Genomic DNA, 26,254 nt, shown 5'->3' on the forward strand with positions numbered 1-26,254 from the left:
GTTTGGGGGGACTTGGGGGGTGGCCCGTCGCACTAACAATGTCCGGGCACGGTGATGGTTCCGTGACTTGGAAAATTTTTTACGAAATATTTGAAGACGCTTGCCGGGAGCGTGCCTTCAGCCAGTCACGGCCGGCATGGGCAAAGACGGCGCCGAGCACGATGGCACCGCCGACCATGCTGGCCAGCGGCGGGATTTCGGCCAGGAACAGAAATGCAAACAGGATCGCGAACGGCACTTCCGCCGAACCGAGCAGGCCCGATTCAGGCGCCGGGATCAGCCGCGAGCCTTCCGTCCACAGAATGGAAGCCAGTGCGAAGGACGCGCCGAAGGTGGCAAGCAGGATAGCGTCCCTTGATGAGACCGCCAGGGGATCCGTGACGAACCATCCGAGTATGAACAGCAGGAAGGCCGAAACCGCGCCGGCCCACACCACGGGCGTGTCACGGAACGCGCGAACCATGATCATGTACAGCGCGCTGCCGGCCGTCATCAGCAGCGCCAGCCCGTCGCCGAACAAATTGCCGGTGGCAAAACCCGACCACACCATGATGGCGACCCCGCACAGCGACACCGCCGCCGCCACCATCGTCTGCAGCCGGAAAGGTTCGCGCACCAGCATCCAGGCCAGTACGGCGGCAATGAAGGGCGACGTCGCGTAGATGACCGCGACATTGGCGACGAAAGTGAACTTGAAAGCGGAAATGAAGGCGATGCTGGCCAGTGCGCCTTCGACGGCTAGCAGCCAGCCGCGCCAGCCAAGCCGCAGCGGTTCACGGTTGCCGGCACGGCGGCGGCGCCACAATACGTAGAGGCTGATCAGGATCGCGCCGACAAAGCCGCGCCAGCAGGTGATCGTCAGCGGATCGGCATGGATCGACTTGGTCAGAACGCCGGTCAGCCCGAATACAGCCGCCGAGGATGATACCAGCAGGATACCCAGCGTGCGTTCGGCGGTTTCCGCGGTGGCCGTGATCTCAGTCATGCCGGCAGCCTACCTTGCCTCGTCCTGACATCGTCGTGTCGGGAGTAATGACCATCCACGTCAAAGCCGCTTGCGGAAATGTTCGCCGCCGACGATCAGCAGGCCGGCGGTGACGATAAGGGCGGCACCCAGGAACACTTCGCGGCGCGGCACGTCGCCCCAGATCGCGAAGCCGAGCGCGAACGCCCACAACAGCGAGGTGTACTCGAGCGGCGCCAGGATCGATGCCGGCGTGCGCTTCATGCCTTCGAAGAGAAGGTATTGCGCCAGGCCGCCGAGCGCACCGACGCTGGCAAGAAGCAGCAATTGTGCCGGGTCCGGCGTATGCCACCACGACAGCGCCGGCACCGCCGAAAAAACCAGGAAATAGAAATTGTTGAGGAGGAGCTGGATCGTCGAGCGCTCGGCAAGCGCCGTCTTGCGCAGAAGCACGATGGCGATGCCCCAAAGGCAGGCCGCCGTCAGTAGCAGCAACACGGGCACGGACAGGCCAAGACGGGTGGGATCGCAGGCGACAAAGACGCCGGCAAAGCCGATCAGAACCGCCAGCCAGCGCAGAACGGGCACCTTTTCGCCAAGCAGGACCACCGATAGCACGGTGACGATGATCGGAGCCGCGTAATAGACGGTGGTCAGTTCGGCGAGTTGCAGGCTGCGGGCGGCGTTGTAGTAACAGAGCCAGGCGGCGAGCGTGAAGGCGCTGCGCACCAGCATCGGCCGCACGATCTGCGAGCGCACCGTGTCGGCGAACAGCGGCCGCCCGCCGATCACCGCGCAGGCGCCAAGAATGGTGATGCTGCGGAAGAACATGATCTGCCAGACGGTCATGGTGGTGACCAGCAGTTTGATCGAGGCGTCCTGCGTCGAAAACAGCAAATAGGCGGCGCCCGTCAGCAGGATTCCGGCGAAGACCCTTTCGCGTGTATCGAGAATGGCGATATCGGCCATAAGGCGTGCGCCTGCTTGAGTGAAGGCGGCCCCAGCCCCTGTCGGCTCCGCACCTGCCAGCTATACGGGCGAAATCCCGCACGGCGCTGCTCCAGCACCGCGCTTGCTTTTGGGGCAGGCGGCAATGGCGCGAAATGCAAGCTTGTCCCGGATGCGGCTTCTGGCGCGGCAGGGTCGATTGGTTTAGCATCATCTTATAAAGCCGGAGACGAAGGCAGGCGCGCAGAACGCCGAGGGACGGACATCGAATTGGCGCTCAGCTCATGCCAGATGTAGCTTGTGCGGGCGCGGCGTGACGGGCCGCTTCTGCCAGAGCGGATATTGCGGGGAGAAGGCCGATGCAGAAACTGCAGTCGCAAGGCGTCCATCACATCACGCTGGTCGGTGCCGGTCGCCAGACCTCGATCGATTTCTGGGAAGGGGTGCTGGGCATGCCTTTCATCTTCGAGCAGCCCAATCTCGACAAGCCGAGCGAAAGCCATCTTTATTTCGATCCGGGCGACGGCCGGCTGATCACCATCTTCACCGACGAGACCCGCACGGCCGTGCAGCGCCGCACCCCGACCGACCCGGGCTGCGTGCATCACATCGCCTTTTCGGTGTCCCGCGTCACTTTCCTGCAGGCGGTCGCCCGGCTCGACGAGCGCGCCATCAAACACAGTGGCGTCAAGGATCGCGGCTTCATGGATTCAATCTATTTCGAGGATCCGCTCGGCCTTCTGATCGAGCTTGCCTCTTATCGTTTCGAGCCGCCTGCAGGCTTCACCCATGCCGATGTGCTGATGGAGGCGCATAAGCTTCGCGTCACGCGTGGCGACTACAACATCGCCGAGGTGCATCTGGCTGATGCGATCCAGGCGCTGGTGGAACGCGCGCGCGCGACATTGTCGGCGGACCGGGCGCCCAAAAATCCATACTGAAGGCTGAACAGGCAAGGGAGGAACACGTGGCAAAAGCAGTGGCGAAAAGCGCAGGGAAACCGGCCGCCAAACCAGCGGCAAAAGCGGCAGCAAAAGCTGCGACCAAGACGGCGCCAAAGGCCGCCGGCAAGACGGCGGCCAAGGCCAAGGCGAAACCGGCAAGGAAATCGGCGCTGACCATCAGCATGCTGAAGCCGAGCGTCAACAACATGACCGTTCGCGTCTTTGCCCGCGCCGCCGGGCTCGACCATGCGGAGACCGATGCGTGGGGGCAGACGCGCTCGCCCGAATACATGGCGCGTAATCCGGCCCACCTGACGCCGATGATCGAGGACAAGGGCCTGCCGCGCGGCGTGCTGTGGGAGAGCTGCGCCATCATGCAATATCTTTCCAACAAGCATGGGCTGGAGAAATTCTACCCCAAGGCGCCAGCCAAGCGGGCGATGATAGACAGCGCCATGTTCTATCTGATCGGCACGCTTTATCCCTATGTCGCGCGCGCCACTTATCCGGCGCTCGGCTTCCCGCAATATGCCGGCGAAGTCGGTCACAGCGACGCCCACCCGGATAGGAAATCGGAGGCGCAGAAGGCCGCGGTCGCCGCCATTGCCGAGCCTCTCGAGGTCTTCCACTCCTTCTTCCGCGACGGCAAGCCGTTCATCGGCGGCAAGAACCCGTCGATCGCCGACATCCGTCTTGCGGCAACGCTCGAATTCCTCGCCGTCATCGACTACGCCCTGCCCAAATGGGCGAAGGAATACATGGCTGCGATGGAGAAGAAGCTCGGCAAGGCCTATGCTGGTCCGGCCGGCGACGTGCGCGGCTACATCGCCCATGTGAGGTCGCAGGCCAAGGCGTGAGTCCAACCAGTCGATGGGGCGATGAGCTGCGGAAGCGGCCGCGGGACTGATCTTACCGGCTCCCTCGCGGTTCCCGCCAGCTTGAAGTTGGCGGGGCTTGCGTTAGTCTGGGCACGGATGCAGTCGAATTTTTCTCTCGACCGGCTTGAACGCTGGAGTGGTGGCGTGGCCGCCGCGGCCCTGGCGGCAACGCCCGAAGACTTGTCGGCCCGCTTCAGCGCGGCGGCAAGGGTGCTGCTTGGCTCGGATCGTGTCTATGTTGGCTTCTATCGTCGCGACATAACATCCCTGACCATCGACGATGCCGGACCCGATCGCTGGAACCGCGACTATGATGCGCGCGTCTATCGCCAGGATCCGTTCTTCCAGAGGTTCGCCAGCACCAGACAGGATTTCCTGCTGCCGTTGTCGGCTCTCAGCCAAGGCGATTTCCAGCGCACGCCGTATTACCGCGAATTCTACGGGCCCTCCGGCAGCTTCGATGAAATAACCGGCGTGTTCAACCTCGACGGACTGACCGCCGGCTATGTAACCTTTCTTCGCCGGGAAGGCGCACCGCGTTTTGGCGAGCGTGATCTGGCTGTGGCCGGCGCGGCGAGCAGCGCGACAAAGCTCATTCTGCAAAGGCTGCTTCATTTGTGCCGTCTTCGCGACAAGGGTTCCGCAATCGAAGCCGCGGGGTCGCAACTCAGCGCCCGGGAAAGGCAGATCGCGCGGCTCCTAATCGAGGGTGGCAGCGCCAAGACGATTTCGCGAAACCTGTCAATTTCACCCGGCACCGTGCGCAACCACATCAAGCAGGTCTACCGCAAGCTCGGTGTGCACTCCCAGGTCGAGCTGTTGGCCATAGGCTGGAAGGCCTCGCCCAACTGATGGTTCGCCAGCTTCACTGTCCCGTCACGACGCGTGTCCACATGCGGTTTTGCAGCCGCAGCAGCTTTGCGTCGTTGTTTTCGACCACGAACAGCTTGGCCTTTACATCGTCAGATGGGAAAACGCCGGGATCCTTTGCGACGGCCTGATCCATCAGTGGCAGGGATTCCGGGATCGCATTGGCATAGGAAACATAACTGGAATTGGCCGCTGCGATATCGGGCCGCAAGTTGAAATCGATCCAGGCTTGGGCATTCTCCGGATGCGGCGCATCCTTCGGCACGGCCATCGTATCGAAGTTTATCAGCGTGCCTTCCCTTGGAATGGAATATGCAATCTCCAGCTTCTTCGCGGATTCCGCCGCACGGGTCTTGGCCTGCAATATGTCGCCCGACCAGCCCAGCACGACACAGATGTCGCCATTCGCCAGGTCGTTGATGTATTTCGACGAGTGGAAGTAACGGATATAGGGACGCACCTTGCCCATCAGCTCTTCGACCTTGGCGAGGTCGTCCGGACTGGTCGACCTGGGATCGATGTGGAGATAGTTCATAGCCATAGGAATGATCTCCGCCGGAGCATCGATCATGGCGACGCCGCAATCGGAGAATTTCTTGACGACGTCGACGTCGAAGACCATGGCGAAGGAACCTGTCGGCGCATCCGGCATCCGTTGCTTGACGGCAGCGACATTGTAGCCGATCCCGTCTGTGACGGCCATATAAGGCACGGCGTACAGGTTCTGCGGATCCGCACCCGCGATCAGCGACAAGGCTTGCGGATCGATTTTCGAGTGGTTTGAAAGCTTCGATCTGTCGAGCCGCAGGAAAGCGCCTGCCTTCACCTGGTTCTTCAGGAACGGAAAGGCCGAGGGATAGACCACGTCATATCCCGAGCCGCCGGTGAGCAGTTTCGTCTCAAGGACCTCGTTGCCGTCATAGACATCGTAGCGGACCTTGATGCCCGTCTCCTTCTCGAATTTCTCAGCCGTGTCCGGGGCGATGTAGTCGGACCAGTTGTAGACGTTGACCACCTTCTCATCGTCCGCCCGGGCGACGCCGAAACTGATGCCGCAGGCAAGCGCGGCGGTCAGGATTGGGAAGAGCAGAGCGCGCATGGGTATCTCCTTTTGCCTGGCGGGCCGACGCGGCGCACCGTTCTGATTTCACTTCGGCACGCTTGCCGCTCAACGCCGGTGGGGCGCATAAACGGGTAACGTGATACAGGCGACATTGCCGCCTCCGAGCAGAATTTCGCGGGAGTTCTCGATGCCGACGAGCTTGTGATCGGGAAACAGCGTGGCCAGCTGTTGCTTTGCCTTCCCGTCGAGATTGCAGCCGAATTCCGGCACGACCACGACGCTGTTGCCCGGATAATAGTTGATGTAACTCGCCGCGATCCGGTTGCCGGTCGGCCGTGCCCAGGTCGAATCGACCCGGTCCACGCTCTCGCTTTCTTCCATCGTCATCTCGATCGGCAGGGGATGGTGCAGCCGATGAACCTCCAGGCGACGGCCACGCGCGTCGCGGGCCGAGCGCAGCACCTCTTCGGCTTCGCGTACGATCTCATATTGCGGATCGTCCCGCTCGTCGGTCCAGCTCAGCGCCACGACGCCCGGACGAACGAAGCAGCAGAGGTCGTCGACATGGCCATCCGTCTCGTCGAAAGCAAAACCGCGCGGCAGCCAGATGATTTTGTCGACGCTGAGATAGTCGCCAAGCTGTTGTTCCACCTTCGCCTTTCCGAGATGGGCATTACGGTTGCGATTGAGCAGGCACTGCTCGGTTGTGATGAGCGTGCCTTGGCCGTCGCATTGCAGCCCGCCGCCCTCGGCGATCAGCGGTGCGCGATAACGGTCCATCCTCTCGATCTCGAGGACCTTTTGCGCCACGAGGTCGTCGAGGTCCCAAGGCGAGTAGAGGCCGCCGTCGAAACCGCCATAAGCGTTGAAGATCCAATCGACGCCGCGCACTTCGCCTCGATCATTGACGACGAAATTGGGGCCACTGTCGCGGAGCCAGGAATCATTGGTGGACATTTCCACGACGCGCACATGGCTGGGCAATCGCGCTCTTGCGTTCTGCCACTGGCGGCTGGATGCCGCCACCGTCACCGGCTCGCTTTGCGCGACCGCCGTAGCGACATTGGCGAACAGCCTCTGCGCGGGCTTGGCGCCCAGACGCCAGGTGTCCGGCCGTTCTGGCCAGATCAGCCAACAGCTCGATTTGGGTTCGAATTCGCCAGGGGCGCGAAACCCATCCTGCCTCGGTGTGGTCGAGAGCGTATGTGACATTGTGGGACCACCGGAAAATGGAATGACGAAACCTTGCCCGATCAGACGGTTTTGAGGCCTTGTCCGTCAATGTCCCATTTGGGACAGCTTGATCGCTGCGCCCGCCACCGGGCCTGCATCGGCGCCGGGCCTTGGTTGCCCGGAGACTCGATGTCCCGTTGTCTACTGGGTTGCCTGGTAAAGCTCCGAAGCGGCCTGCTTCAGCGCGCGCCGTCCGTCCGGTTCGAGATACATCATGTGCCCACCTTCGACGACGTCGAGGCGGATCGGCCTGGCGCCGGCGAGCGACGGGATCTGGCTGACCAGATAACGCGACGCCAGATAGGGAGTGACGAGATCGGTGTAGCCGTTGACGATGACGACGCCCAGCGCGGGATTCAAGGACCGCGCCCGTTGCAGGTCATCCATCACGCCGGCATAGCCCTGGCGCGAGGCGCTCGTCCCATAGTCCCAGTTGTGGCTGATATCGCCGTTCAGCAAGCGGTAGCTGACATCGGTGCGAAAGTTCAGCTCGTCGCGCGCGTAAGCGACAAAGGCCGAGGTCAGCGCCGGCACGCTACGGTCCAGCACCGGATCGGGGCCAGCGATACGGGCGCTCTGGGGAGCGATGTCCGCCGTCGCGATCATGCCGTCATAGGGGCTGAGCACCTTACCCGTGGCACGGCCAAACTCCCTTGCGAAGAGCGAGGTCGGGACGCGGGCGAAGTTGCGGTGAACGAGGTCGAGCGGCAGGCCGGTGATCTCGGCCACGCGGTCGCCCGCCAGCCGTCCGCCTTGCTCCAGCCCACTGGTGAGCGCACTGAGGTACTCGCCAAGTGCATAACGCTCGACCTCGGCGAGCTTTTTCCGCAAAGTGTCGCCGTTGACACCTTCACTGCGCAGGCGAACCGCGGCGAGGGAGGGTAGTTCGAGAGCCCAATGCAGCGGCTCGAATTCGTCGGGCTGCACCAGGGTGAATTCCAGCGCCGGCGAGATCAGCACGATGCCGCTCGGGCTGATGCCGATATCTTCCTGCAGCGTCCTGGCAAGCAGTGCCGCGCGGAACCCGCCATAGCTCTCACCAGCGAGGAACAGCGGAGATCCCATGCGGCTGTTTTGGGCGAGATAGAGCCTGATGAAGGCGCCGATCGAACTGGCATCCTGGCTGACGCCCCAGAAGTCGTGCGTATCCTGGCCGGGCGCCTCGCGGCTGTAGCCGGTTCCCACCGGGTCGACGAAGACGAGGTCGGTCATGTCGAGCCAACTGTCGGGATTGTCGATGATTTTTTGCGGCGAGGGGAGAAATTCCCCGCCGGCTCCGGTGGCCACGATGCGCGGTCCGAGCGCGCCGAGATGCAGATAGGCTGAAGCGGCACCCGGGCCGCCGTTGAACACGAAGGTGATCGGCCGCGGTGCTTCCGTCGCCACGCTCTCCCGCGGCTTCAGCGTATAGGCAACATAGAAGATCTCCGCTGTGACCTCGCCCTTGCCGGAGAGCAGCGGAAGCGTGCCGGCCTTTGCCTGATACTGCAGGCTGCGTCCGCCAATGGTGATGGAATGGTCGGTGACCTCAGGTGACGGCAGCAGTGAAAGCACGCCGCCCGCGGGTGCCGGCCGCTCCGGCGTTTCGGCCAGGAGAGGCTGCGCGAAGCCGGCAAGCATGAAGAGGACAAGGGAGACGAGTTTCAGCTTGGAACGCATGAGACCTCCGCGGAAAAGACTCCCGCATAGCTATGGCCGAGGCGGATGAAGTCAAAGGGATCAGACGATGGCGCGCCCACTGCTGTTGTTTCCGCCGAAACCAGTTCCTGACAGCTTGGGTCGTCATGTTTGGATTGCCTCACACGTCTCGCAGGACCATGCTATCAAGGCAGAAAGCCTGTCGGAGGAACGAAAATGGACGCAACCGAGCTGAAGGCCATGCAGGCGCCGCTGAAGCAGGCCTACCGCGACGACGCCACGCAAGCACTGATCACTCTAAGGGCAAAGGGCTCGATCGACGAACAGTCGGTGGCCTGCAAGGTGGAGACGGGCAGGGCGTTGGCAATCGCCGGCCTTCATCCGGCAACAGGCGGCTCGGGGCTCGAACTGTGCTCCGGCGACATGCTGCTCGAGGCGCTGGTGGCGTGCGCCGGGGTGACGCTGAAGGCGGTCGCGACGGCGCTCGAATTCAAGCTCGGCGCCGCTACCGTTGAAGCCGAAGGCGACCTTGATTTTCGCGGCACGCTTGGTGTCGCCAAGGATGCGCCGGTCGGCTTTCGCGCCATTCGGCTCAATTTCAATCTCGACACGGCGGAGCCTCCGGAGCGCATTGATTCGCTGCTGAAGCTGACCGAGCGCTATTGCGTGGTGTTCCAGACCATCAACCAGAAGCCGGAACTGACGGTGAGCGCGCGGTGATGAATCACAAGGCCCGCGGCAGCGGTCGCGGGCCTTGCGATATCTGATGCTTACTGAGCTGCCGGCTCTTCGGCGTCGCCTTCGTCGGTGAAGGGCGAGGCGCTCGGCACGCACTGCACGGACCAGCCGGCGGGTGTCGGCTGCTTCTGATACTCGGTGATGGCGGCGGCGCACTGTTCGCGCTTGTCGAAGGTGCTGGGCAGCACGACCATGCCGCCCTGCGGGCCGGCGATTACCAGATACCAGACCAATGCTGCGGTCGTAGCCATGGAATTTTCCTTGTTCTGCCCAGCTCGGGCTCTCGTTGCGGGATTCGCTCGATCCTAACAACTCCTCGGAAATGACGAAAGCATGACCGCCCAGCGGCCTTCTCCCCTCAAATCACAGCCGCGTGATGATCCGTCGGGTTTCCTCGCTGGCGTGTTGCCTCCGCCATGGTTCAGTCGGTCGCAAAGCAATAGAACAGGCCGTCGCCGCCTGTGCCTTTCAGCGCCTCCTGGCTGCAGCCGCCACGCGAGGCATGCGAAGAATTCCACGACTTCGCCGCCGCCGAATCGTCGAGACCGGTGCGGTCGTGATGGCCCATCATCGCCGCCCCTTCGGAGCCGCTCATCGTCCAGTCGCCGCAGGTCTGGTCGGCGATCCTGGTGCCGTCGGGCTTGGAGCCGGTCAGCATGTCGTGTCGGTTGGGCGTATCGCCGCGGCCGTTGACCGTCTCACCCTTCTCGTTCAGCGCGGTCTGCTTGGTGATGCCGTTGGCGTCGCTGTGCAGCGAGGCGACATCATCGGCGATCTTGGCGCCCTTGGCGTTGAACCAGGGACCCTTGCCGATGCGATCGCGCGCATCCTCCGCGCTGGTCGAGAGATATGCGTGCCAGGTCTTGCCGGTGACGCCGGCGGCTTCCGCCAGCGACGCGCAATGGGCATCCGCGCCCTTCAGGCCGCCGAGATCGCCCCCCTTGCCGGAGCCGACGCTGGTGACGAAGAAACTCATCTTGGTATCTTGGGAAACGGCCACGCCGACCGTAGCTCCAAGAGCGGCGGCAAGGGCGGTGGCGGCAACGGTGGCGAGTCTTGGCATGTCGGTCCTCCGGTTTCGAATGTCCTACGTCAGAAGAACGTAGCCGAAGGCTGTTTTAATCCGTTTCGAACCCGCGTTTTATTCCGGTTGCCGGTAGGCGACGAAGCGGTTGTGCTTGGCCTGGAAGATCAGGCCGGTCTCTTTGAGATCCGGGCTGGCCAGCGGCACGATGCGTTTGGCGATCTCGGAGGGGTGCGGCAATGTCTCGGGATCCTCACCGGGCACGGCTTGTGCGCGCATCGCGGTGCGGGTGGCGCCGGGGTCGGCTGCATTGACGCGCAGCGGCAGACTTTGCGTCTCATGCGCCCAGGAGCGCATCATGGTCTCCACCGCCGCCTTCGATGCCGCGTAAGGCGCCCAGAAGGCGCGCGCCGAATGCGCCGCGTTGGACGACAGGATAATCGCCCGGCCGGCATCCGAAAGCCGCAGCAGCGGGTCGACCGAGCGGATCAGCCGCCAGGTCGAGGTGACGTTGATGGTCATCACCTTTTCGAAGGTCTTGGCCTCGACATGGCCGATCGGCGAGATGACGCCAAGCACGCCGGCATTGGCGACGAGGATGTCGAGCTTGCCCCAGCGCTCGTGGATGGCGCCGCCCAGCCGGTCGATACCGGCCATGTCGGCGAGATCGAGCGGCACCAATGTCGCCTGGCCGCCGGCCGCCTTGATCTGGTCGTCGAGTTCTTCCAGCCCGCCGACGGTGCGGGCAACCGCAATGACATGCGCGCCGGCCGCAGCCAATTCCCTAGCGATGAAATAGCCGATGCCGCGCGAGGCGCCGGTGACGACCGCGACGCGGCCGGTAAGGTCGAGGGTCATGCGATGGCTTCCGGAACTCTGGCTAAGGCTGATGACGGTCCGGCAATTCTACGAGCCGCTTGTCGCCAGCAGCGACAGCGTGCGCACATTGTCGTGGCCTTCGAAGTCGAGCAGGCGGGTCGGGTACTGGCCGGTGAAGCATGCATCGCAGAACTGCGGCTGCTCGTCGTCGCGGCTGGCCTCGCCGACGGCGCGGTAGAGACCGTTGATACTGAGGAAACCGAGCGAATCGACCCGGATGAACTCGGCCATCTCTTCCACCGACATGCGCGAAGCCAGCAGCTTCGACTTCTCCGGCGTGTCGACCCCATAGAAGCATGATGCGCTGGTCGGCGGCGAGGCGATGCGCATGTGCACTTCCTTGGCGCCGGCGTCGCGCACCATCTGCACGATCTTCTGGCTGGTGGTGCCGCGCACGATGCTGTCGTCGACCAGCACCACGCGCTTGCCCTCGATCATGCGGCGATTGGCGTTGTGCTTGAGCTTGACGCCCATATGGCGGATCGAATCGCCGGGCTGGATGAAGGTGCGGCCGACATAGTGGTTGCGGATGATGCCGAGTTCGAAGGGAATGCCCGCCGCCTGGCTGAAGCCGATTGCCGCCGGCGTGCCGGAATCCGGCACCGGTACGACGATATCGGCGTCGACCGGATTTTCCTGAGCCAGTTCCGCGCCGATGCGCTTGCGCACCTCATAGACATTGCGGCCCTCGACCGAGGAGTCGGGTCGGGCGAAATAGACATATTCGAAGATGCAGAAGCGGGTCTTCTGCGGTTCGAACGGGAACAGGCTCTCAATGCCCTTGGACGTGACGACGACCATCTCGCCGGGCTTCAGGTCGCGCACGAAACGCGCGCCGATGATGTCGAGCGCACAGGTTTCGGAGGCCAGGATCCAGGCGCCGTCCAGATCGCCCAGCACCAGCGGGCGGATGCCGAGCGGATCGCGGCAGCCGATCATCTTCTTGGCCGTCATCGCCACCAGCGAGAAGGCGCCCTCGACCTGGCGCACCGCGTCGATGAAGCGCGAATTGAGGTCGCGCTCCTTGCTGGTCGCGACCAGATGCAAAAGCGTCTCTGTGTCGGAGGTGGAGGAGAAGATCGCGCCTTGCTTCTGCAGCGCGCGCTGCACCGTCATGGCGTTGGTGAGGTTGCCGTTATGGGCGACGGCAAAGCCGCCATCGGCCAATTCGGCGAAGAAGGGCTGGATGTTGCGCATGCCGGCACCGCCGGTGGTGGCGTAGCGCGTGTGGCCGATGGCGCGGTTGCCTTGCAGGCTGTCGATGACGCGCTGCTTGGTGAAGGTGTCGCCGATCAGGCCGACATGGCGTTCGACATGGAACTGGGTGCCGTCATAGGAGACGATGCCGGCCGCTTCCTGACCTCGATGCTGCAGCGCATGCAGGCCGAGTGTGACGATGGCCGCCGCGTCCTGCCGGCCAAAGATGCCGAACACGCCGCACTCGTCATGGAAATGATCGTCAGCCTCGGCGGAAAGCACGTCGTCTGCGTCTGCCATCTTAAGCTCCGCTAAAATCGCCATATAAGGCGGTCGCGCGTCGAAAGCAACGCACTGCATGCGATCGTTCACATGGATCGATCGCCAGACGCCCCGTTCGGACCTCAGTTCGCCGGCGCTGGCGCCGGCTTGGCGGTGTTGTCGGCAGGACCGGCGTCGTTGTCGTCAGGCGCCGGCGCATTGGCGTCGTCGCCACCGGCTGGTGCATCCGCCGCCGGTGCGTCGGGCGCGACGGGCGTCTCGGTGGCCGGCTGATTCGGATTGAGCTTCTTGAGGATGGCGTTTTCCGGGTCCTCTGGAAGCAGGCTCTCGAGCTTGGCGCCGATCTGTTCAAGCAGCGGCCGCGACTTGGCTTCCGTGACCCAGGCCGGGGCCTTGGCGCCGGCCAGCCAGTTGAAGAACAGCAGCGCGACAGCGACGACCAGGACGCCGCGCGCGGCGCCGTAAAGGAAGCCGAGCGTGCGGTCGAGGGCGCCGATGCGCGAATCGATGATCCAGTCGGCAAGCTTCATGGTGATGACCGAGACGACGATCAGCGCGATGATGAAGACCACGCCTGCGGCCGCCGCCATGGCGATCTTCTCATTGTCGATATAGGGCTTCAGGTAGGGCAGGACCGGTTTGTAGAAGAAGAAGGCCGCCGCCGCCGCCGCCGCCCAGGAGACGACCGAAAGCACCTCGCGCGAAAAGCCGCGAACCATGGCGAGCATCGCCGAGACCAGGGTGAAGCCGACGAGAATTCCGTCAAGCAGCGTAATCGGCATGTCTTTGGCCCCACTCCGATCTCTTGTTCACGACTCGACGAGCCGCGTCATTCTTCATCGTCGGCACGGCTGCGCCGTGAGCCGGCTATGCGCGCCACGAGGTCGGCAAGCTCGGTGGGCTGGAAAGCGCCGGCCCCAATCCCCCCAGCAAGTTCCTCGCTGCCCAAGGGCAGAACCGCGCTACCAAAACCCAGTTTTTCGGCTTCCTTGAGACGCTGCTGCGCATGCGCAACCGGCCTCACCGCGCCCGAAAGGCTGATTTCGCCGAAATAGACGCAATCGGCGGGGAGGGCAAGACCAGTGAGCGAGGAAACCAGTGCGGCTGCGACCGCGAGATCGGCCGCCGGCTCGCTGATGCGGTAGCCGCCGGCGACGTTGAGGTAGACGTCATGCTGCCCGAAACGCACACCGCAATGCGCCTCCAGCACTGCCAAGATCATCGACAGCCGCGCGCCGTCCCAGCCGACCACCGCCCGGCGCGGCGTGCCGAGCGAGGAGGCCGCGACCAGCGCCTGGATTTCGACCAGAACCGGCCTGGTGCCTTCCATGCCGGCGAAAACCGCTGCTCCCGGTGATTTCGCGTGCCGTTCGCCAAGGAAAAGCTCGGATGGATTGGAGACCTCGCGCAGACCTTTGTCCGACATTTCGAAGACCCCGATCTCGTCGGTCGGTCCGAAGCGGTTCTTCACCGTGCGCAGGATACGGAAGTGGTGGCCGCCTTCGCCCTCGAAATAGAGCACGCCGTCGACCATGTGCTCGACCACGCGCGGACCGGCGATCTGGCCTTCCTTGGTGACATGGCCGACCAGCACGATCGCGGCACCCGTGGATTTCGCGTAGCGGATCATCGCCTGCGCCGCGGCGCGCACTTGTGTGACGGTGCCTGGCGCCGAATCGGCCAAGTCGGTCCACAGTGTCTGGATCGAATCGAGGATGACCAGATCGGGCCGCTTGCCGTCGGCGATCGTGGCGAGGATATCCTCGACATTGGTTTCGGCCGCGAGTTCCACCGGCGCCGATGCGACGCCGAGCCTCTGCGCACGCAGCCTGATCTGGGCAACTGCCTCTTCGCCCGAGACATAGACGATGCGATGGCCCTTGGAGGCAAGTGCGGCCGCGGCCTGGGTGAGCAGCGTCGATTTGCCGATACCGGGATCGCCGCCGACCAGAAGTGCAGAGCCCCGAACAAAACCGCCACCGGTGGCGCGGTCGAGTTCGCCGATACCTGAGATGATGCGCGGCGCGTCCTCGATATCGCCTGAAAGTGTGGTCAGCACCACCGCGCGGCCCTTGCGGGCGTTGCGCGTGTTGGCAGGACCCGAGCCGATGCCGCCAGATGTGCCTTCCTCGACCAGCGTGTTCCACTCGCCGCAGGCATCGCATTTGCCGGCCCAGCGCTGATGCACCGAACCGCAATTCTGGCAGATGAACTGGACGCGGGATTTGACCACGCTTTACCTTCCCGCCCGCTGGCGGGCGCCACGCGCGACAGCCAATCTCCCCCCGTGCGGGGGAGATGTCCGGCAGGACAGAGGGGGGCGCCGTAGGGCGCCGAGACCCGTTGCTATTGGTGAGATCGCTGGCAAGAGGCTACTCAAACCTTTCCGCGATGTGGTGCTCTTCCGCGAGATCGGAGAAGCGGGTGAATTCGCCGTGGAAGGCAAGCGTGACAGAGCCCGTCGGCCCATGGCGCTGCTTGGCCACGATCACCTCGGCCTTGCCGCGCATCTCGTTCATCTCGTTTTCCCACTTGACGTATTCCTCGGTGCCGAGCTTCGGCTCGCGGTTCTTGAGGTAATATTCCTCGCGATAGACGAAGATGACGACGTCGGCGTCCTGCTCGATCGAACCGGATTCGCGCAGGTCGGAGAGCTGCGGACGCTTGTCGTCGCGGCTTTCGACCTGACGCGACAGCTGCGACAGCGCGATGATCGGAACGGCCAGTTCCTTGGCCAGCGCCTTCAGGCCGGTGGTGATCTCGGTGATTTCCTGCACGCGGTTCTGCGAAGACTTGGCGGATGAGCCTTGCATCAGCTGAATATAGTCGATGACGATCAGGTCCAGGCCGCGCTGGCGCTTCAGACGACGCGCGCGGGCAGACAACTGGGCAATGGAAATACCGCCGGTCTGGTCGATGAACAGCGGGATCTTCTGCATGGTCTGCGAACAGGCGACCAGCTTTTCGAAGTCCATTTCGCTGATTTCGCCGCGGCGGATCTTGGAGGACGAAATTTCCGTCTGTTCGGAAATGATGCGGGTTGCGAGCTGTTCGGACGACATTTCGAGCGAGAAAAAACCGACCACGCCGCCATTGGCCGCCTTGAACGAGCCATCGGCCTGCTGCGCCGGCTCATACATCTCGGCAATGTTGAAGGCGATGTTGGTGGCGAGTGATGTCTTGCCCATGCCTGGACGGCCGGCGATGATGATCAGATCGGACGACTGCAGGCCGCCCATACGGCGGTCGAGATCGCGCATGCCGGTGGCGAGGCCCGACAGACCGCCGTCACGCATATAGGCGGCGTTGGCCATGTCGACCGCGGTCTTGACCGCGTCGGTGAAGCTCTCGAAGCCGCCGTCATAGCGCCCTGTCTCGGCCAGCTCGAACAGGCGGCGCTCCGCGTCCTCGATCTGTTCGGAAGGCGACATGTCGACAGGGGCGTCATAAGCGATGTTGACCATGTCCTCGCCGACGGTGATCAACGCCCGGCGCGTCGCCAGATCATAAATGGCGCGGCCGTAGTCGGTGGCGTTGACGACGGTGACGGCTTCCACCGCCAGCCGCACCACATACTGCGCCACCGTCATGTCGCCGACCTTTTCGTCGGCCGGCAGGAAGGTCTTCAGCGTGATCGGCGTCGCCGCCTTACCCATGCGGATCAGCTCGGCCGCGACATCGAAGATCTTGCGGTGCAGGGGTTCGTAGAAATGGCCGGACTTCAGGAAGTCGGACACCCGGTAGAAGGCATCGTTGTTGACAAGTATAGCGCCAAGCAGCGCCTGCTCGGCCTCGATGTTGTTGGGCGATTCGCGATAGAGCGGTTGCTCCGCCACGCCGAATTTTCGTGCTGCCTCTGCCATGATGTCCCCGATTTCGATCCCCGTCTGTCGATATCAGAACTGGACAAGTCAGTGCTGACTTATCTGCAACAGCCCGTGAAGAAGCGGCTTTGGTACTCGCGATTCACAGCCAAAATTTTTCCGTGGAAAGAATCGCAATTGACTCGAATCGAGAGTTGGCAACTTAGCGTTTCTCGCAGGAGAACAAAACAGGAAAGTGAGCGCTGGCGACACCGGATTGCGAGGCTGTCGTGTCTCTTTCATCCTCATGCCAGTGCATCGCCCCAATCCGCCCGCCGCGCCACCTTGAACGCGTCACCGTCGCGCTTGGTGAAGAGCCTTTCGCCGGCGCCGCCATTTGCCTCGCAAAGCTTGAGCACGACCTTGCCGGAACCGGATTTCGGCGGCGCGACGATCCGCGCGGCGTGGAAGGCAGCCGGCTGGCGCGAAGCGGCGACATAGATGAATTTCTCATCTTCCCACGGTACTTCCGCCTCTTTGGCCAGGCGGTGCAGGCGCGAGCGGGCTACGCGGCGGGAAAAGTGGCACCAGTCCGGCGGGTTGAGCGGGCAGGGCGCCTCGTGCGGACAGGGCGCCAGCACATGCGCGCCGGCCGCGATCAATTGTGCGCGTACAGCTAGAATGCGCAGCCAGCCCGCCGGCGTGCCCGGCTCGACGATCAACAGTGTGTCCTTGGTGAGTTGCCAAAGCCGGTCGACCATTTTGGGCAGGGCCGCCGGCGCGATCTCGTCCAGCACATAGGCGCATGTGACGAGGTCGGCGGACTGCAGGTCGGCAATGTCGGTCGTGACATCACCGGCCCGCCAGACGGTCCGGGCCGTGATCGCATCGGCGGCAAGCGTCTCACCGACCTTGCGCACCGCGGCACTCGCCTCAAGCAGCGTGGCCAGTTCCAGTTCAGGCCAGAGATCACTAGTGGCCCAAAGCACGGTGCCGGGACCGGCGCCGACGTCGAGCAACGTCGCGGGTGCGAAATCCGGCCGGGCTTCGGCGAGCGCATCGAGGCTGGCGCGGATCGCGGCGTAGGTCGCCGGCATGCGCGTCGCCAGATAGGCCTTGACCGCCATGTCCTGCGCCATATGCAGGCGACCGTCTCGCAATTCGGCGCGGTAGCGGTCGGACAGGGTTTTTGCCGCCTGCTTCAGGTCCGGCAGCGGCACCTTTTCCAAAAGGCGATCGACAGCCTGTCGAAGAGCGGCCGGCAGCTCCATGGCCTATGCCCCTCTCGGTGCAAGCAGGATAATCGAGGCGCCGGCCATGCAGAACGCCGCGCCGGCAAGGTCCCAGCGATCGGGCCGCACGCCATCGGCCAGCCACAACCAGCCGAGCGAGGCAGCGATGTAGATACCGCCATAAGCGGCATAGGCGCGGCCGGCTGCATTGGTGTCGACCAACGCCAGAAGCCAGGCGAACACAACCAGAGAGGCAAAGCCAGGCAGCAGCCAGAGCGGCGACTTCTCCAGCCGCCACCACGCCCACACCGAAAAGCAGCCGGCGATCTCGGCAAGCGCCGCGGCTGTGTAGAGGAGATAAGTCATGAAAAAAGGCCTCGCGACGATCACGAGGCCTTTTTCGGGGCAGGAGCCTATAATGGCAAGCGCCAATAATGCGTCCTGTCAGCGCTGTTCCTATTCCGCCACCTTGCGTCGGCGGGCGGGCTTGGCGGACTTCTCGACAGGAGCCGCCTCGCGGCGGCCCATGTCGCGCAACTCCAGCGCCTTCTCGCATTTGGCCATATAGTCGCGCGTCATCGGCAGCGTGTCGTTCTTCTTGGTGATCTGGAACTGGAAAATCACCAAGTCCTGCCAACGGAAGGCAGCTTCCGAGGCAGCCAGATAGAACTCCCACATGCGGCAGAAGCGTTCGTCATAGATCGCCTTTGCCTTGTCGCGGTTGGCGGCGAAGCGCAGGCCCCAATGCTTCAGCGTGTCGGCATAATGGAGCCGCAGGATCTCGACGTCAGTGACCACGAGGCCGGACTTCTCGATCGCCGGCAGCACCTCGGACATCGCCGGGATGTAGCCGCCCGGGAAAATATACTTGCGGATGAAGGCGCTGGTCGCCCACGGCACGCCGGAGCGGCCGATCGTGTGCAAAAGCATGACGCCATCAGGCTTCAGCAATGTTGCCGCCTTGTCGAAGAAGGTGCGGTAATGGTTGACCCCGACATGCTCGAACATGCCGACCGAGACAATGCGGTCGAAGCGTTCGTTGAGCTCGCGATAATCCTTCAGTTCGAAATGGACGTGGTTTTCCAGCCCTTGCGCATGGGCCCGGTCGGTGGCGACGCCATGCTGTTCCGTCGACAGCGTCACGCCCTGCACGTCGACATCGAAGGCCTTGGCCAGATAGAGGCCGAGCCCGCCCCAGCCGGAGCCGATGTCGAGCACCGTCTGGCCGGCCTTCAGCCTGAGCTTGGCGGCGATATGACGTTTCTTGGCGGCCTGCGCCTCGTCGAGCGTCATGTCCGGCTGCTCGAAATAGGCACAGGAATACTGCATGTCCTCATCGAGGAAGAGCCGGTAAAGCTCGCCCGACAGATCGTAGTGGCGCTGCACGTTGCGGCGCGAGCGCGCGGCGGTGTTGATCTGCTGCAGGCGACGGAAGGCGTGGCGCAGGCCCTCTATGGCTTTCGACCATGTCGCGTCGATGCCGCCGCTGCCCATGTTCTGGAAGGCAATGCGCATCAGTCCGAGCACGCCGCCTTCGAGAATGTCCAGCTCGCCGTCCATGTAGGATTCAGGCACCGCCAGCATCGGATCGAAGGTGATGGCGCGCTCGGCATGCCTGGTCTTGATGTGCATGTGCACCGGCTCGCCGCTGCCGTCGCCGAAGATGAACGTCGTGCCCTTCGGCCCGGTTACCTTGAGGCTGCCCGTGCGCACCAGGCGGTCGAGAACGCGCTTCAACAGAATATTCATGGTCCGGTGTCCCCTCACGGTCAGACAGGCTGTCCTACTCTGCATCAATATATAGGGTTTCGAAAAGTTCCTTTTGGCACAAAAATGCCCGGGCGAGAGGCCCGGGCATTGGTCCAGAAATGACTGGAAATCGACAGCACGATCGGAGCGCCGGTCCGGCGCTCGGAGCGTATGTGATCAGGCGTTTTCTTCGCCGCCTTCGAACTCGGCATTCGGATCGAAGAAGTTTTCCGGCCGCGCATTGTCGTTGATGTCGTCGCCATAAATGGCTTCGGCGGTGGTCAGCGTCTCGCCCTTGGCCTGGCGCTCGGCTTCGTCAGCCGTGCGGGCGATGTTGAGCGTGATGGTGACTTCGACTTCCGGATGCAGCGCGATTGCCACATTGGTGACGCCGATGGTCTTGATTGGCTGGTTGAGCTGGATCTGGTTGCGGTTGACCGTGAAGCCTTCCGCGGTCAGCAGGTCGGCGATATCGCGCGTCGACACCGAACCGTAGAGCTGACCGGTCTCACCGGCCGAGCGAACGGCGATGAAGCTCTTGCCGTCCAGCTTTTCGGCAACCTCTGCGGCTTCCGACTTGCGCTCGAGGTTGCGGGCTTCGAGCTGGGCGCGCTGGCCTTCGAACTTCTTCTTATTGGCTTCGTTGGCGCGCAACGCCTTGCCCTGCGGCAGCAGGAAGTTGCGGGCAAAACCGTCCTTGACCTTGACGGTATCGCCCATCTGGCCGAGGCGGGAGACGCGTTCGAGAAGGATGACGTCCATGATTATGTTCCTTTTGGTTGGGCGTCCGTCCACAAGGCCGACGCCGAATTCTTTGGAACAGGTCAGGAAGCAAAAGGGCGTTGCCGCCGGTGTCGCTGTCCTGCCTGTCGCGGCAGTTAGAGGTTTTGACCTCAACTCGGGATTTGACGCTAACCGGTCATGCCCGTCATGGCCGGTGACAGGAACGGGCGGCGAACCGCCCGTTCGGAAGAATTAGCGAACCACGTAGGGCAGCAGGCCGAGGAAACGGGCGCGCTTGATCGCCTTGGCGAGCTCGCGCTGCTTCTTCTGGCTGACGGCGGTGATGCGCGACGGCACGATCTTGCCGCGCTCGGAAATGTAGCGCTGCAAGAGACGCACGTCCTTGTAGTCGATCTTCGGGGCGTTGGCGCCGGAGAACGGGCAGGTCTTGCGGCGGCGATGGAAAGGGCGCCGGGTCGGGATCTGGTTGATGTCGACCATTATTCTGCACCCCCTTCAAAACCTTCGCGCGGACGGCGCGGACCACGGTCGCCGCCTTCGCGATCGCCGAACGAACGCGGGCCACGATCGCCGCGGTCGCCGAAGCTGCGGGCCGGCCGATCGCCACGGTCGCGATCGCCAAAGCCACCGCGCTCGGAGCGCTCTTCGCGCTTCTGCATCATGGCCGAAGGGCCTTCCTCATGCGCCTCGACCTTGATGGTCAGGAAGCGCAGCACGTCCTCGGACAGACCCATCTGGCGCTCCATCTCGTTGAGCGCTGCCGGCGGGCAGGTGAGGTCCATCAGCGTGTAGTATGCCTTCCGGTTCTTGTTGACCCGGTAGGTGAGGGACTTCAGTCCCCAGTTCTCGACCCGGCCGACAGACCCGCCATTCGCTGAGATGACGCCCTTGTACTGTTCGACAAGCGCATCGACCTGCTGCTGCGAGAGGTCCTGCCGGGCAAGAAACACATGTTCGTAAAGAGCCATTATGTCTTGGTGCCTTTCTTCGTTTCTCTCCCGGTTCCCGGCGGCAAAAGCCTCTGCAACTTCTCTGACCCGCATGTGCCTCGAAAGGCGCGGGGAAGAAAGGAGCATGACGAGACGGTCGAGAGCGGAGACACGGGAGGCGGAAACGCTTCTGGCTTCACACGAAGGTTCTCGAAAAAACCTCCGGCCCTCCGTTCAGCCCCCAGCTGGGACCGGCAGATTGGCGGCGTCTATAAAGCAATCCGCTGATAAAGCAAGGCCAAGCGGCATCCCTGATGTCGCAGGCCGCAGGAACCCACGTGGCAGCGCCCGGCAAGGCCGGCGATTTTCCCGGCAACCGGCCCTTAACCGCAATGTCAGGTCGCACAGGGTTGAGCCATGCCGTCAACGGTCGCCAACCGCACCCATTACAGCGCCTCCGCCTCGAATCCCAGCGACTATTATGCCATCAATGATCCGGCCAAGCTGCCGAACGTGTTTCTGCAGATCGCCAACAAATTTTCGAAGCTGCAATTGACGAACTGAGCGGCTGCTCCGAAGGCGGGCGGCAGGGGAAATTAAGCGCCCGCCGATCGGCTCAACTCGTATGGGCGACGATCTTGTCGACCGTTTCGGGGAAGAAGTCGGGCGCGGCATGGCGCTTGCCGAACATCATGTCGTACTGGATCAGCCGGAAGTCGCGGATCGCCGGGTCAATCTCTTTCTGACGCGACCAGTCTGGCGTGGCCGCCCCGGCCGGCGTGAGCAGCAGGTTGCGGTCGACGACGCGATAGCGCTCCCGCATCTCGCCCAGGAAACCGGTGTAGTAAGGGTGGGTGATGCCGGCGGCGGTGAGGATATGATAGGGCAGGAACGCGGGGCTGACCGTGCCCAGATTCTCGACCGGGCCGGAGCGGTTCGACCAGATGATCAGCGGTGTCGCGTGATGTTCGAGGGCGGCTTCCGGCGTCGGTTCCTTGCGCGGCGCGACGTTGTCCTTCAGGAAGCCGGTCTCGACATAGACCGGTCCGAGCGGCGGCAGGTGGTCACCGAAAAAGGCGACAATCGTGGGCCGCTCGCGCCTCTTGGCCCATTCGATCAGCCGTTCAAGGCCGCGGTCCGCGTCGGCTGAACCTTCGGCGTAGGAGAGCAGCGAGTCGCGCGCCCACTGGCTGATCGGCGCTTGCACCGAATGGGTCGGATTCGAATAACGGTTCGGTTCATAGGGGCCGTGGTTCTGCAGACTGACGGCGAAGAAGAACACCGGGTCCTCGCTGGCGTCCGCTTCGCGAATAATCTCGTCGGTCATCGCCGCGTCGGATGCCAGCGGTCCGCGCTTTTCCATGGGCGGCAGCGTCTCTTCCGATTTGAAGTCGTTGAAACCGAAATCGGCATAGACCGCGCCGCGGTTCCAGAACCAGTTCGTGCCTGGATGGATGGCGCGTGCCCTATAGCCTTCGCTCTTCAGGAAGGTCGCCATCGACGGCGTCGGGGTCCGGACATATTGCTGGTAGGGGATGCTGCCGGCCGGCAGGAAAGCATTGGAAAAGCCGGTCAGCGCTTCGAACTCGATGTTGGCGGTCATGCCGCCGAATTCGGGCGAGAACATCGAGCCCGAGCGGAGCGCCCGCACATTGGGCATCGGATCGGGAGTGATGGTGACTCCGGGCAGCTTGGTTGGATCCCAGAAGGATTCGCTCATGACGATGATGATGTCCGGCTTCTGGGCCGGCACCGAGGCGGTCACCTCGGGCCGCTCGATCGCCGCGATCGCCTTGTCGGAATAGCCCGGCGGTGCCGAGACATGCGCCATCGGCACGTTGAGCGCGAAGGCGAGCGCGAAGCCGTTGGAGGCGTAGTTTTCCTTCTGGTCCCACATGATCGGGATGATCTGCAGCCGGTCCCTGGTCCACGAGAAGGTGGCGTAATCCATGATCGAGACGAAGAAGGCGAGCAGCGGCACCGCCAGCGTCAGCCGGGCAAGGCGGCCTTTGCGGCTGAGGGCCGGAACCTTGCGGCGCCATAGCCGCCAGCCGTAGACGAGCAGGGACAGGCCGGCGACGATGCCCGCGACCATGGCCAGCGCTGTCATTGGCCGCTCGCGCACCAAGAGCGGCAGCAGGGCGAAGATCTGGCGGGCGTAGAGGAAATCCGTCGGGTAGAGCGGATCGCCGAGATAATGCGACTTCTGGTGGCCGACAAAGGCCAGCGACAAGGTCAGCGGCGCGACGATCATCAGGCTCTGATGGCTGCGGCCGAGCACCGCGTCGAGACCGATCAGGACCAGCGCGAAGACGACGATAGTTGTCCAGCCCGGCTTGAACGGCTGCAGGAAGAAGAAAACGGTGCCGGCGACATCGCCGCGCACGATCAGTTCGATGGCGAACACCAAGACGGCCGAGATCGCCAGGCTGATCAGCCCGTAGCGGACAACAGGCCATCTACGGCCCGGCAGATAGCCGGTGGACGGATCGTCTTCCAGGAACTGCGGCGCCGCGTTGCCGGCACGTTTGAAACTCTTTGCCACTTCAACTTCCCGCCCAAAGACAACCCACGTCATTCGATTGTCATATAATTGTCACGCAAAGCTAGCGCCTGTGGCGGAAATAAGAAGAGCCAGCGAACGATTCGTGAGCGGTTTTCATCAGGTGTGATCGCCAAAAAGCCTTTCGGAACAGGCACTCGCGCGGGGATAGGCCCATTGGCATGGGCTGAAGTGGCTTGACTTGGCGGCCTGCCTTGCGTCACAGGCAGGGAAAATTCGTAGTATCAGGCAAGCAAAACCAGTCAGGGGAGCCCTCGCATGGCCGTTGCATTCACCTTTCCGGGACAGGGTAGCCAGGCTGTCGGCATGGGCAAGGATCTTGCCGATGCCTTTCCCGAGGCACGCAGGATTTTCCAGGAAGTCGATGACGCGCTCGGCGAAAACCTGTCGAAGCTGATCTGGGAAGGTCCCGAAGAGACGCTGACGCTGACGGCCAACGCGCAGCCGGCGCTGATGGCGGTGTCGCTTGCCGCCATCAGCGCGCTGGAATCGCGCGGCTTCTCGCTGAAGGACAAGGTCGCTTATGTCGCCGGCCATTCGCTGGGCGAATATTCGGCACTCGCCGCCGCCGGCTTCGTTTCCGTTGCCGATGCCGCCCGCCTGCTGCGCATCCGCGGCAACGCCATGCAGGCGGCGGTGCCGGCCGGCGAGGGCGCCATGGCGGCGATCATCGGGTTGGAGCAGGCCGATGTCGAAGCCGCCTGTGCTGAGGCCGCCCTTGGGGCCGGCAAGGGGGCCGTCTGCCAGGTGGCGAACGACAATGGCGGCGGCCAACTGGTCATATCAGGGGCGAAGGCGGCGGTTGAACTGGCAGCGAAACTGTGCACCGAAAAAGGCGCCAAACGGGCGCTGATGCTGCAGGTTTCGGCGCCCTTCCATTCCGCGCTGATGACGCCGGCCGCCAATGTCATGCGCGAGGCACTTGCCGGCGTGACAAAGACCGCGCCAATCGTTCCCGTGGTGTCCAACGTATCGGTGCAGCCGTCGACCGATCCCGACGGGATCGCCGGGCGGCTGGTCGAGCAGGTGACCGGTCGCGTCCGCTGGCGCGAAACGGTGGAGTGGTTCGGCGCCAACGGCGTCACCACGCTTTACGAGATCGGTGCCGGCAAGGTGCTTTCAGGACTGGCTCGTCGCATCAACCGCGACATCGCCACCGCCTCCGTGGGTTCCGCAGCCGAGGTCGAGGCGGCTGTGGCTGTGCTGTGACTTGAATTCTTCGCCGCCGACATCTTCTTTGACGAGTTTTTGGAGATATCGGATTGGGGATTACCGCGTAATCTGCGATGTAAAGGACAAGCGTCTGGTCATTCTGGTGGTAACGATTGGCCATCGGGGTGATGTTTATTGACAACCGTCCGTACGATTTGAGAAGAGGACAAGAGATGTTCGAACTGACCGGCCGCAAGGCGCTTGTCACCGGCGCATCGGGGGGCATCGGCGAGGCGATCGCCAGGGTGTTGCATGCGCAAGGCGCGACCGTCGGCCTGCACGGCACGCGCGTTGATAAATTGGAGACGCTGGCCTCCGAATTGGGCGACCGGGTCAAGCTGTTCCCGGCCAACCTGTCGAACCGTGACGAGGTCAAGGCACTCGGCCAGAAGGCGGAGGCCGATCTCGAAGGCGTCGACATCCTGGTCAACAATGCCGGCATCACCAAGGACGGCCTGTTCGTGCGCATGTCGGACGCCGACTGGGATACGGTGATGGAGGTCAATCTCACCGCCGTTTTCCGGCTGACCCGTGAACTCACTCACCCGATGATGCGCCGCCGCCATGGCCGCATCATCAACATCACTTCGGTGGTCGGGGTGACCGGCAATCCCGGCCAGGCGAATTACTGCGCCTCCAAGGCCGGCATGATCGGTTTGTCCAAATCGCTGGCGCAGGAGATCGCCACCCGCAACATCACCGTCAACTGCGTCGCGCCGGGCTTCATCGAATCGGCGATGACCGACAAGCTCAATGACAAGCAGAAAGAGGCGATCATGGCGGCGATCCCCACCAAGCGCATGGGCACCAGTGCCGAAGTGGCGTCCGCCGTTGCTTATCTGGCTTCGAACGAGGCCGCCTACGTAACCGGGCAGACCATACATGTGAATGGCGGTATGGCGATGATCTGAGCGAGGCCCGACAGCAACGCGGACGGGCTGTGAAAACCCACCATTTCGGCTTGGACCTCGGCTATTTTTCGTGTAATGCGGCCCGCAACCCGGCGGTTCGGGCAAAAACCGGTCCGTGGCCGTTGCGTTTCCGGCAGGACCATCTTTCAGCTTGATTAGCGGCATTCCGCCCGCTAACGAAGACAGACAAACAATAGACGAGGATGCCCCAAATGAGTGACACCGCAGAGCGCGTCAAGAAGATCGTCATCGAGCACCTTGGCGTCGATGCCGACAAAGTGACGGAGCAGGCGAGCTTCATCGATGATCTGGGCGCTGACAGCCTCGACACGGTTGAACTCGTCATGGCGTTTGAAGAAGAATTCGGCGTCGAGATCCCCGATGACGCGGCCGAGACCATCCTGACGGTCGGCGATGCGGTGAAGTACATCGACAAGGCTTCGGCCTGACGCT

The 26,254-nt window shown here is 63.1% G+C and carries 27 protein-coding genes and 1 pseudogene; 9 read left to right on the forward strand and 19 right to left on the reverse strand.

Annotated elements, in window-relative coordinates; translation table 11 throughout:
* Positions 1-79 precede the first annotated feature (79 nt).
* Both LB571_RS09105 and LB571_RS09110 read right to left on the reverse strand, forming a co-directional pair.
* On the reverse strand, positions 80-985 hold the full coding sequence (locus tag LB571_RS09105) for a DMT family transporter (protein WP_224593906.1): 906 nt from the start codon (positions 983-985) through the stop codon (positions 80-82).
* Positions 986-1,045: 60 nt separating this feature from the next.
* On the reverse strand, positions 1,046-1,933 hold the full coding sequence (locus LB571_RS09110; RefSeq protein ID WP_224593909.1) for a DMT family transporter: 888 nt from the start codon (positions 1,931-1,933) through the stop codon (positions 1,046-1,048).
* Between the two features lie 338 nt (positions 1,934-2,271).
* Between LB571_RS09110 and LB571_RS09115 the strand changes: the two genes are divergently transcribed.
* The 3 genes from LB571_RS09115 (at position 2,272) to LB571_RS09125 (ending at position 4,586) form a co-directional block, all read left to right on the forward strand.
* Positions 2,272-2,853 carry a VOC family protein gene (locus tag LB571_RS09115; protein WP_015318526.1) on the forward strand — a complete coding sequence of 194 codons (582 nt, stop codon included), beginning with the start codon at positions 2,272-2,274 and terminating at the stop codon, positions 2,851-2,853.
* 26 nt (positions 2,854-2,879) lie between these two features.
* Positions 2,880-3,713 (forward strand): glutathione S-transferase family protein, encoded by an 834-nt coding sequence (locus LB571_RS09120; protein ID WP_224593912.1) that lies wholly within the window; start codon positions 2,880-2,882, stop codon positions 3,711-3,713.
* A 165-nt stretch (positions 3,714-3,878) separates the two neighbouring features.
* On the forward strand, positions 3,879-4,586 hold the full coding sequence (locus LB571_RS09125) for a response regulator transcription factor (RefSeq protein ID WP_224593915.1): 708 nt from the start codon (positions 3,879-3,881) through the stop codon (positions 4,584-4,586).
* Positions 4,587-4,599: 13 nt separating this feature from the next.
* Here the strand turns inward: LB571_RS09125 and LB571_RS09130 are convergent, their stop codons facing one another.
* From LB571_RS09130 to LB571_RS09140, 3 genes are all read right to left on the reverse strand, one after another.
* A complete protein-coding gene (locus LB571_RS09130) occupies positions 4,600-5,703 on the reverse strand; it encodes a polyamine ABC transporter substrate-binding protein (RefSeq protein ID WP_140726384.1) in 1,104 nt (367 codons plus the stop codon).
* Between the two features lie 69 nt (positions 5,704-5,772).
* The gene (gene aguA / locus LB571_RS09135; RefSeq protein ID WP_224593918.1) at positions 5,773-6,879 is read right to left on the reverse strand and encodes an agmatine deiminase; all 1,107 of its coding nucleotides are present in this window, start codon (positions 6,877-6,879) and stop codon (positions 5,773-5,775) included.
* A 162-nt stretch (positions 6,880-7,041) separates the two neighbouring features.
* The gene (locus LB571_RS09140; RefSeq protein WP_224593921.1) at positions 7,042-8,559 is read right to left on the reverse strand and encodes a S10 family peptidase; all 1,518 of its coding nucleotides are present in this window, start codon (positions 8,557-8,559) and stop codon (positions 7,042-7,044) included.
* A 195-nt stretch (positions 8,560-8,754) separates the two neighbouring features.
* Here LB571_RS09140 and LB571_RS09145 point away from each other — a divergent pair, with 195 nt between their 5' ends.
* Positions 8,755-9,258 (forward strand): OsmC family protein, encoded by a 504-nt coding sequence (locus LB571_RS09145; protein ID WP_015318520.1) that lies wholly within the window; start codon positions 8,755-8,757, stop codon positions 9,256-9,258.
* A 50-nt stretch (positions 9,259-9,308) separates the two neighbouring features.
* Here the strand turns inward: LB571_RS09145 and LB571_RS09150 are convergent, their stop codons facing one another.
* The 13 genes from LB571_RS09150 to rpsF form a co-directional block, all read right to left on the reverse strand.
* Positions 9,309-9,527, reverse strand: a complete 219-nt coding sequence (locus LB571_RS09150) for a hypothetical protein (RefSeq protein ID WP_127278756.1) — start codon at positions 9,525-9,527, stop codon at positions 9,309-9,311.
* Positions 9,528-9,697: 170 nt separating this feature from the next.
* Positions 9,698-10,339: a hypothetical protein gene (locus LB571_RS09155; RefSeq protein WP_181173075.1), complete on the reverse strand. Its 642-nt coding sequence runs from the start codon at positions 10,337-10,339 to the stop codon at positions 9,698-9,700.
* 78 nt (positions 10,340-10,417) lie between these two features.
* Positions 10,418-11,158 (reverse strand): SDR family NAD(P)-dependent oxidoreductase, encoded by a 741-nt coding sequence (locus tag LB571_RS09160; protein ID WP_015318517.1) that lies wholly within the window; start codon positions 11,156-11,158, stop codon positions 10,418-10,420.
* A 48-nt stretch (positions 11,159-11,206) separates the two neighbouring features.
* Positions 11,207-12,676, reverse strand: coding sequence for an amidophosphoribosyltransferase (purF, locus tag LB571_RS09165; RefSeq protein ID WP_015318516.1), 1,470 nt, complete (start codon positions 12,674-12,676; stop codon positions 11,207-11,209).
* Positions 12,677-12,780: 104 nt separating this feature from the next.
* Positions 12,781-13,440 carry a CvpA family protein gene (locus LB571_RS09170; RefSeq protein WP_140717951.1) on the reverse strand — a complete coding sequence of 220 codons (660 nt, stop codon included), beginning with the start codon at positions 13,438-13,440 and terminating at the stop codon, positions 12,781-12,783.
* Positions 13,441-13,487: 47 nt separating this feature from the next.
* Positions 13,488-14,891 (reverse strand): DNA repair protein RadA, encoded by a 1,404-nt coding sequence (gene radA, locus LB571_RS09175; protein WP_140617228.1) that lies wholly within the window; start codon positions 14,889-14,891, stop codon positions 13,488-13,490.
* 139 nt (positions 14,892-15,030) lie between these two features.
* Positions 15,031-16,521, reverse strand: coding sequence for a replicative DNA helicase (locus LB571_RS09180; protein ID WP_015318513.1), 1,491 nt, complete (start codon positions 16,519-16,521; stop codon positions 15,031-15,033).
* Between the two features lie 245 nt (positions 16,522-16,766).
* Positions 16,767-17,732 carry a small ribosomal subunit Rsm22 family protein gene (locus LB571_RS09185; protein ID WP_224593923.1) on the reverse strand — a complete coding sequence of 322 codons (966 nt, stop codon included), beginning with the start codon at positions 17,730-17,732 and terminating at the stop codon, positions 16,767-16,769.
* Positions 17,733-17,735: 3 nt separating this feature from the next.
* Positions 17,736-18,059 (reverse strand): YnfA family protein, encoded by a 324-nt coding sequence (locus LB571_RS09190; protein WP_224593926.1) that lies wholly within the window; start codon positions 18,057-18,059, stop codon positions 17,736-17,738.
* A gap of 90 nt (positions 18,060-18,149) precedes the next feature.
* Positions 18,150-19,442 carry an SAM-dependent methyltransferase gene (locus LB571_RS09195; protein ID WP_140717947.1) on the reverse strand — a complete coding sequence of 431 codons (1,293 nt, stop codon included), beginning with the start codon at positions 19,440-19,442 and terminating at the stop codon, positions 18,150-18,152.
* Positions 19,443-19,619: 177 nt separating this feature from the next.
* On the reverse strand, positions 19,620-20,204 hold the full coding sequence (rplI, locus tag LB571_RS09200; RefSeq protein ID WP_015318509.1) for a 50S ribosomal protein L9: 585 nt from the start codon (positions 20,202-20,204) through the stop codon (positions 19,620-19,622).
* Between the two features lie 213 nt (positions 20,205-20,417).
* Positions 20,418-20,666, reverse strand: a complete 249-nt coding sequence (gene rpsR / locus LB571_RS09205) for a 30S ribosomal protein S18 (protein WP_006203718.1) — start codon at positions 20,664-20,666, stop codon at positions 20,418-20,420.
* Positions 20,666-21,154 carry a 30S ribosomal protein S6 gene (rpsF, locus tag LB571_RS09210; protein ID WP_015318508.1) on the reverse strand — a complete coding sequence of 163 codons (489 nt, stop codon included), beginning with the start codon at positions 21,152-21,154 and terminating at the stop codon, positions 20,666-20,668. Before rpsF ends, rpsR begins: the two co-directional genes overlap by 1 nt.
* Positions 21,155-21,532: 378 nt before the next feature.
* On the opposite strand from rpsF, the gene LB571_RS09215 reads away from it, so the two are divergent.
* On the forward strand, positions 21,533-21,679 hold the full coding sequence (locus LB571_RS09215) for a hypothetical protein (RefSeq protein WP_181171408.1): 147 nt from the start codon (positions 21,533-21,535) through the stop codon (positions 21,677-21,679).
* A 52-nt stretch (positions 21,680-21,731) separates the two neighbouring features.
* Here LB571_RS09215 and LB571_RS09220 read toward each other — a convergent pair whose 3' ends face one another.
* Complete coding sequence (locus tag LB571_RS09220) at positions 21,732-23,693, reverse strand: LTA synthase family protein (protein WP_224593930.1); 1,962 nt, start codon at positions 23,691-23,693, stop codon at positions 21,732-21,734.
* 243 nt (positions 23,694-23,936) lie between these two features.
* On the opposite strand from LB571_RS09220, the gene fabD reads away from it, so the two are divergent.
* The 4 genes and pseudogenes from fabD to LB571_RS09240 all read left to right on the forward strand — a co-directional run bounded on the left by fabD (position 23,937) and on the right by LB571_RS09240 (position 26,250).
* On the forward strand, positions 23,937-24,887 hold the full coding sequence (gene fabD, locus LB571_RS09225) for an ACP S-malonyltransferase (RefSeq protein ID WP_224593931.1): 951 nt from the start codon (positions 23,937-23,939) through the stop codon (positions 24,885-24,887).
* 22 nt (positions 24,888-24,909) lie between these two features.
* Positions 24,910-25,029, forward strand: a pseudogene (locus LB571_RS09230) (type II toxin-antitoxin system RelE family toxin); the annotation flags it as partial.
* A 34-nt stretch (positions 25,030-25,063) separates the two neighbouring features.
* A complete protein-coding gene (fabG, locus tag LB571_RS09235) occupies positions 25,064-25,801 on the forward strand; it encodes a 3-oxoacyl-[acyl-carrier-protein] reductase (RefSeq protein ID WP_224584638.1) in 738 nt (245 codons plus the stop codon).
* 212 nt (positions 25,802-26,013) lie between these two features.
* Positions 26,014-26,250, forward strand: a complete 237-nt coding sequence (locus LB571_RS09240; protein ID WP_006203723.1) for an acyl carrier protein — start codon at positions 26,014-26,016, stop codon at positions 26,248-26,250.
* Positions 26,251-26,254 lie beyond the last annotated feature (4 nt).

Origin of the sequence: Mesorhizobium sp. BR1-1-4 (genome assembly GCF_020165375.1) — a bacterium.
Lineage (GTDB): Bacteria > Pseudomonadota > Alphaproteobacteria > Rhizobiales > Rhizobiaceae > Mesorhizobium > Mesorhizobium australicum.

Excerpts from the sequence above, each read along its gene's own strand:
- aguA (WP_224593918.1), bottom strand. The coding sequence starts at position 6,879 with ATGTCACATACGCTCTCGACCACACCGAGGCAGGATGGGTTTCGCGCC.
- LB571_RS09215 (WP_181171408.1), top strand. The coding sequence starts at position 21,533 with ATGCCGTCAACGGTCGCCAACCGCACCCATTACAGCGCCTCCGCCTCG.
- rplI (WP_015318509.1), bottom strand. The coding sequence starts at position 20,204 with ATGGACGTCATCCTTCTCGAACGCGTCTCCCGCCTCGGCCAGATGGGC.
- rpsF (WP_015318508.1), bottom strand. The coding sequence starts at position 21,154 with ATGGCTCTTTACGAACATGTGTTTCTTGCCCGGCAGGACCTCTCGCAG.
- LB571_RS09180 (WP_015318513.1), bottom strand. The coding sequence starts at position 16,521 with ATGGCAGAGGCAGCACGAAAATTCGGCGTGGCGGAGCAACCGCTCTAT.
- LB571_RS09195 (WP_140717947.1), bottom strand. The coding sequence starts at position 19,442 with ATGAATATTCTGTTGAAGCGCGTTCTCGACCGCCTGGTGCGCACGGGC.
- LB571_RS09190 (WP_224593926.1), bottom strand. The coding sequence starts at position 18,059 with ATGACTTATCTCCTCTACACAGCCGCGGCGCTTGCCGAGATCGCCGGC.
- fabG (WP_224584638.1), top strand. The coding sequence starts at position 25,064 with ATGTTCGAACTGACCGGCCGCAAGGCGCTTGTCACCGGCGCATCGGGG.
- rpsR (WP_006203718.1), bottom strand. The coding sequence starts at position 20,666 with ATGGTCGACATCAACCAGATCCCGACCCGGCGCCCTTTCCATCGCCGC.
- LB571_RS09220 (WP_224593930.1), bottom strand. The coding sequence starts at position 23,693 with ATGACGTGGGTTGTCTTTGGGCGGGAAGTTGAAGTGGCAAAGAGTTTC.
- LB571_RS09150 (WP_127278756.1), bottom strand. The coding sequence starts at position 9,527 with ATGGCTACGACCGCAGCATTGGTCTGGTATCTGGTAATCGCCGGCCCG.
- LB571_RS09240 (WP_006203723.1), top strand. The coding sequence starts at position 26,014 with ATGAGTGACACCGCAGAGCGCGTCAAGAAGATCGTCATCGAGCACCTT.
- LB571_RS09105 (WP_224593906.1), bottom strand. The coding sequence starts at position 985 with ATGACTGAGATCACGGCCACCGCGGAAACCGCCGAACGCACGCTGGGT.
- fabD (WP_224593931.1), top strand. The coding sequence starts at position 23,937 with ATGGCCGTTGCATTCACCTTTCCGGGACAGGGTAGCCAGGCTGTCGGC.
- LB571_RS09115 (WP_015318526.1), top strand. The coding sequence starts at position 2,272 with ATGCAGAAACTGCAGTCGCAAGGCGTCCATCACATCACGCTGGTCGGT.
- LB571_RS09110 (WP_224593909.1), bottom strand. The coding sequence starts at position 1,933 with ATGGCCGATATCGCCATTCTCGATACACGCGAAAGGGTCTTCGCCGGA.
- LB571_RS09170 (WP_140717951.1), bottom strand. The coding sequence starts at position 13,440 with ATGCCGATTACGCTGCTTGACGGAATTCTCGTCGGCTTCACCCTGGTC.
- LB571_RS09185 (WP_224593923.1), bottom strand. The coding sequence starts at position 17,732 with ATGGAGCTGCCGGCCGCTCTTCGACAGGCTGTCGATCGCCTTTTGGAA.
- LB571_RS09160 (WP_015318517.1), bottom strand. The coding sequence starts at position 11,158 with ATGACCCTCGACCTTACCGGCCGCGTCGCGGTCGTCACCGGCGCCTCG.
- purF (WP_015318516.1), bottom strand. The coding sequence starts at position 12,676 with ATGGCAGACGCAGACGACGTGCTTTCCGCCGAGGCTGACGATCATTTC.
- LB571_RS09145 (WP_015318520.1), top strand. The coding sequence starts at position 8,755 with ATGGACGCAACCGAGCTGAAGGCCATGCAGGCGCCGCTGAAGCAGGCC.
- LB571_RS09130 (WP_140726384.1), bottom strand. The coding sequence starts at position 5,703 with ATGCGCGCTCTGCTCTTCCCAATCCTGACCGCCGCGCTTGCCTGCGGC.
- LB571_RS09155 (WP_181173075.1), bottom strand. The coding sequence starts at position 10,339 with ATGCCAAGACTCGCCACCGTTGCCGCCACCGCCCTTGCCGCCGCTCTT.
- LB571_RS09140 (WP_224593921.1), bottom strand. The coding sequence starts at position 8,559 with ATGCGTTCCAAGCTGAAACTCGTCTCCCTTGTCCTCTTCATGCTTGCC.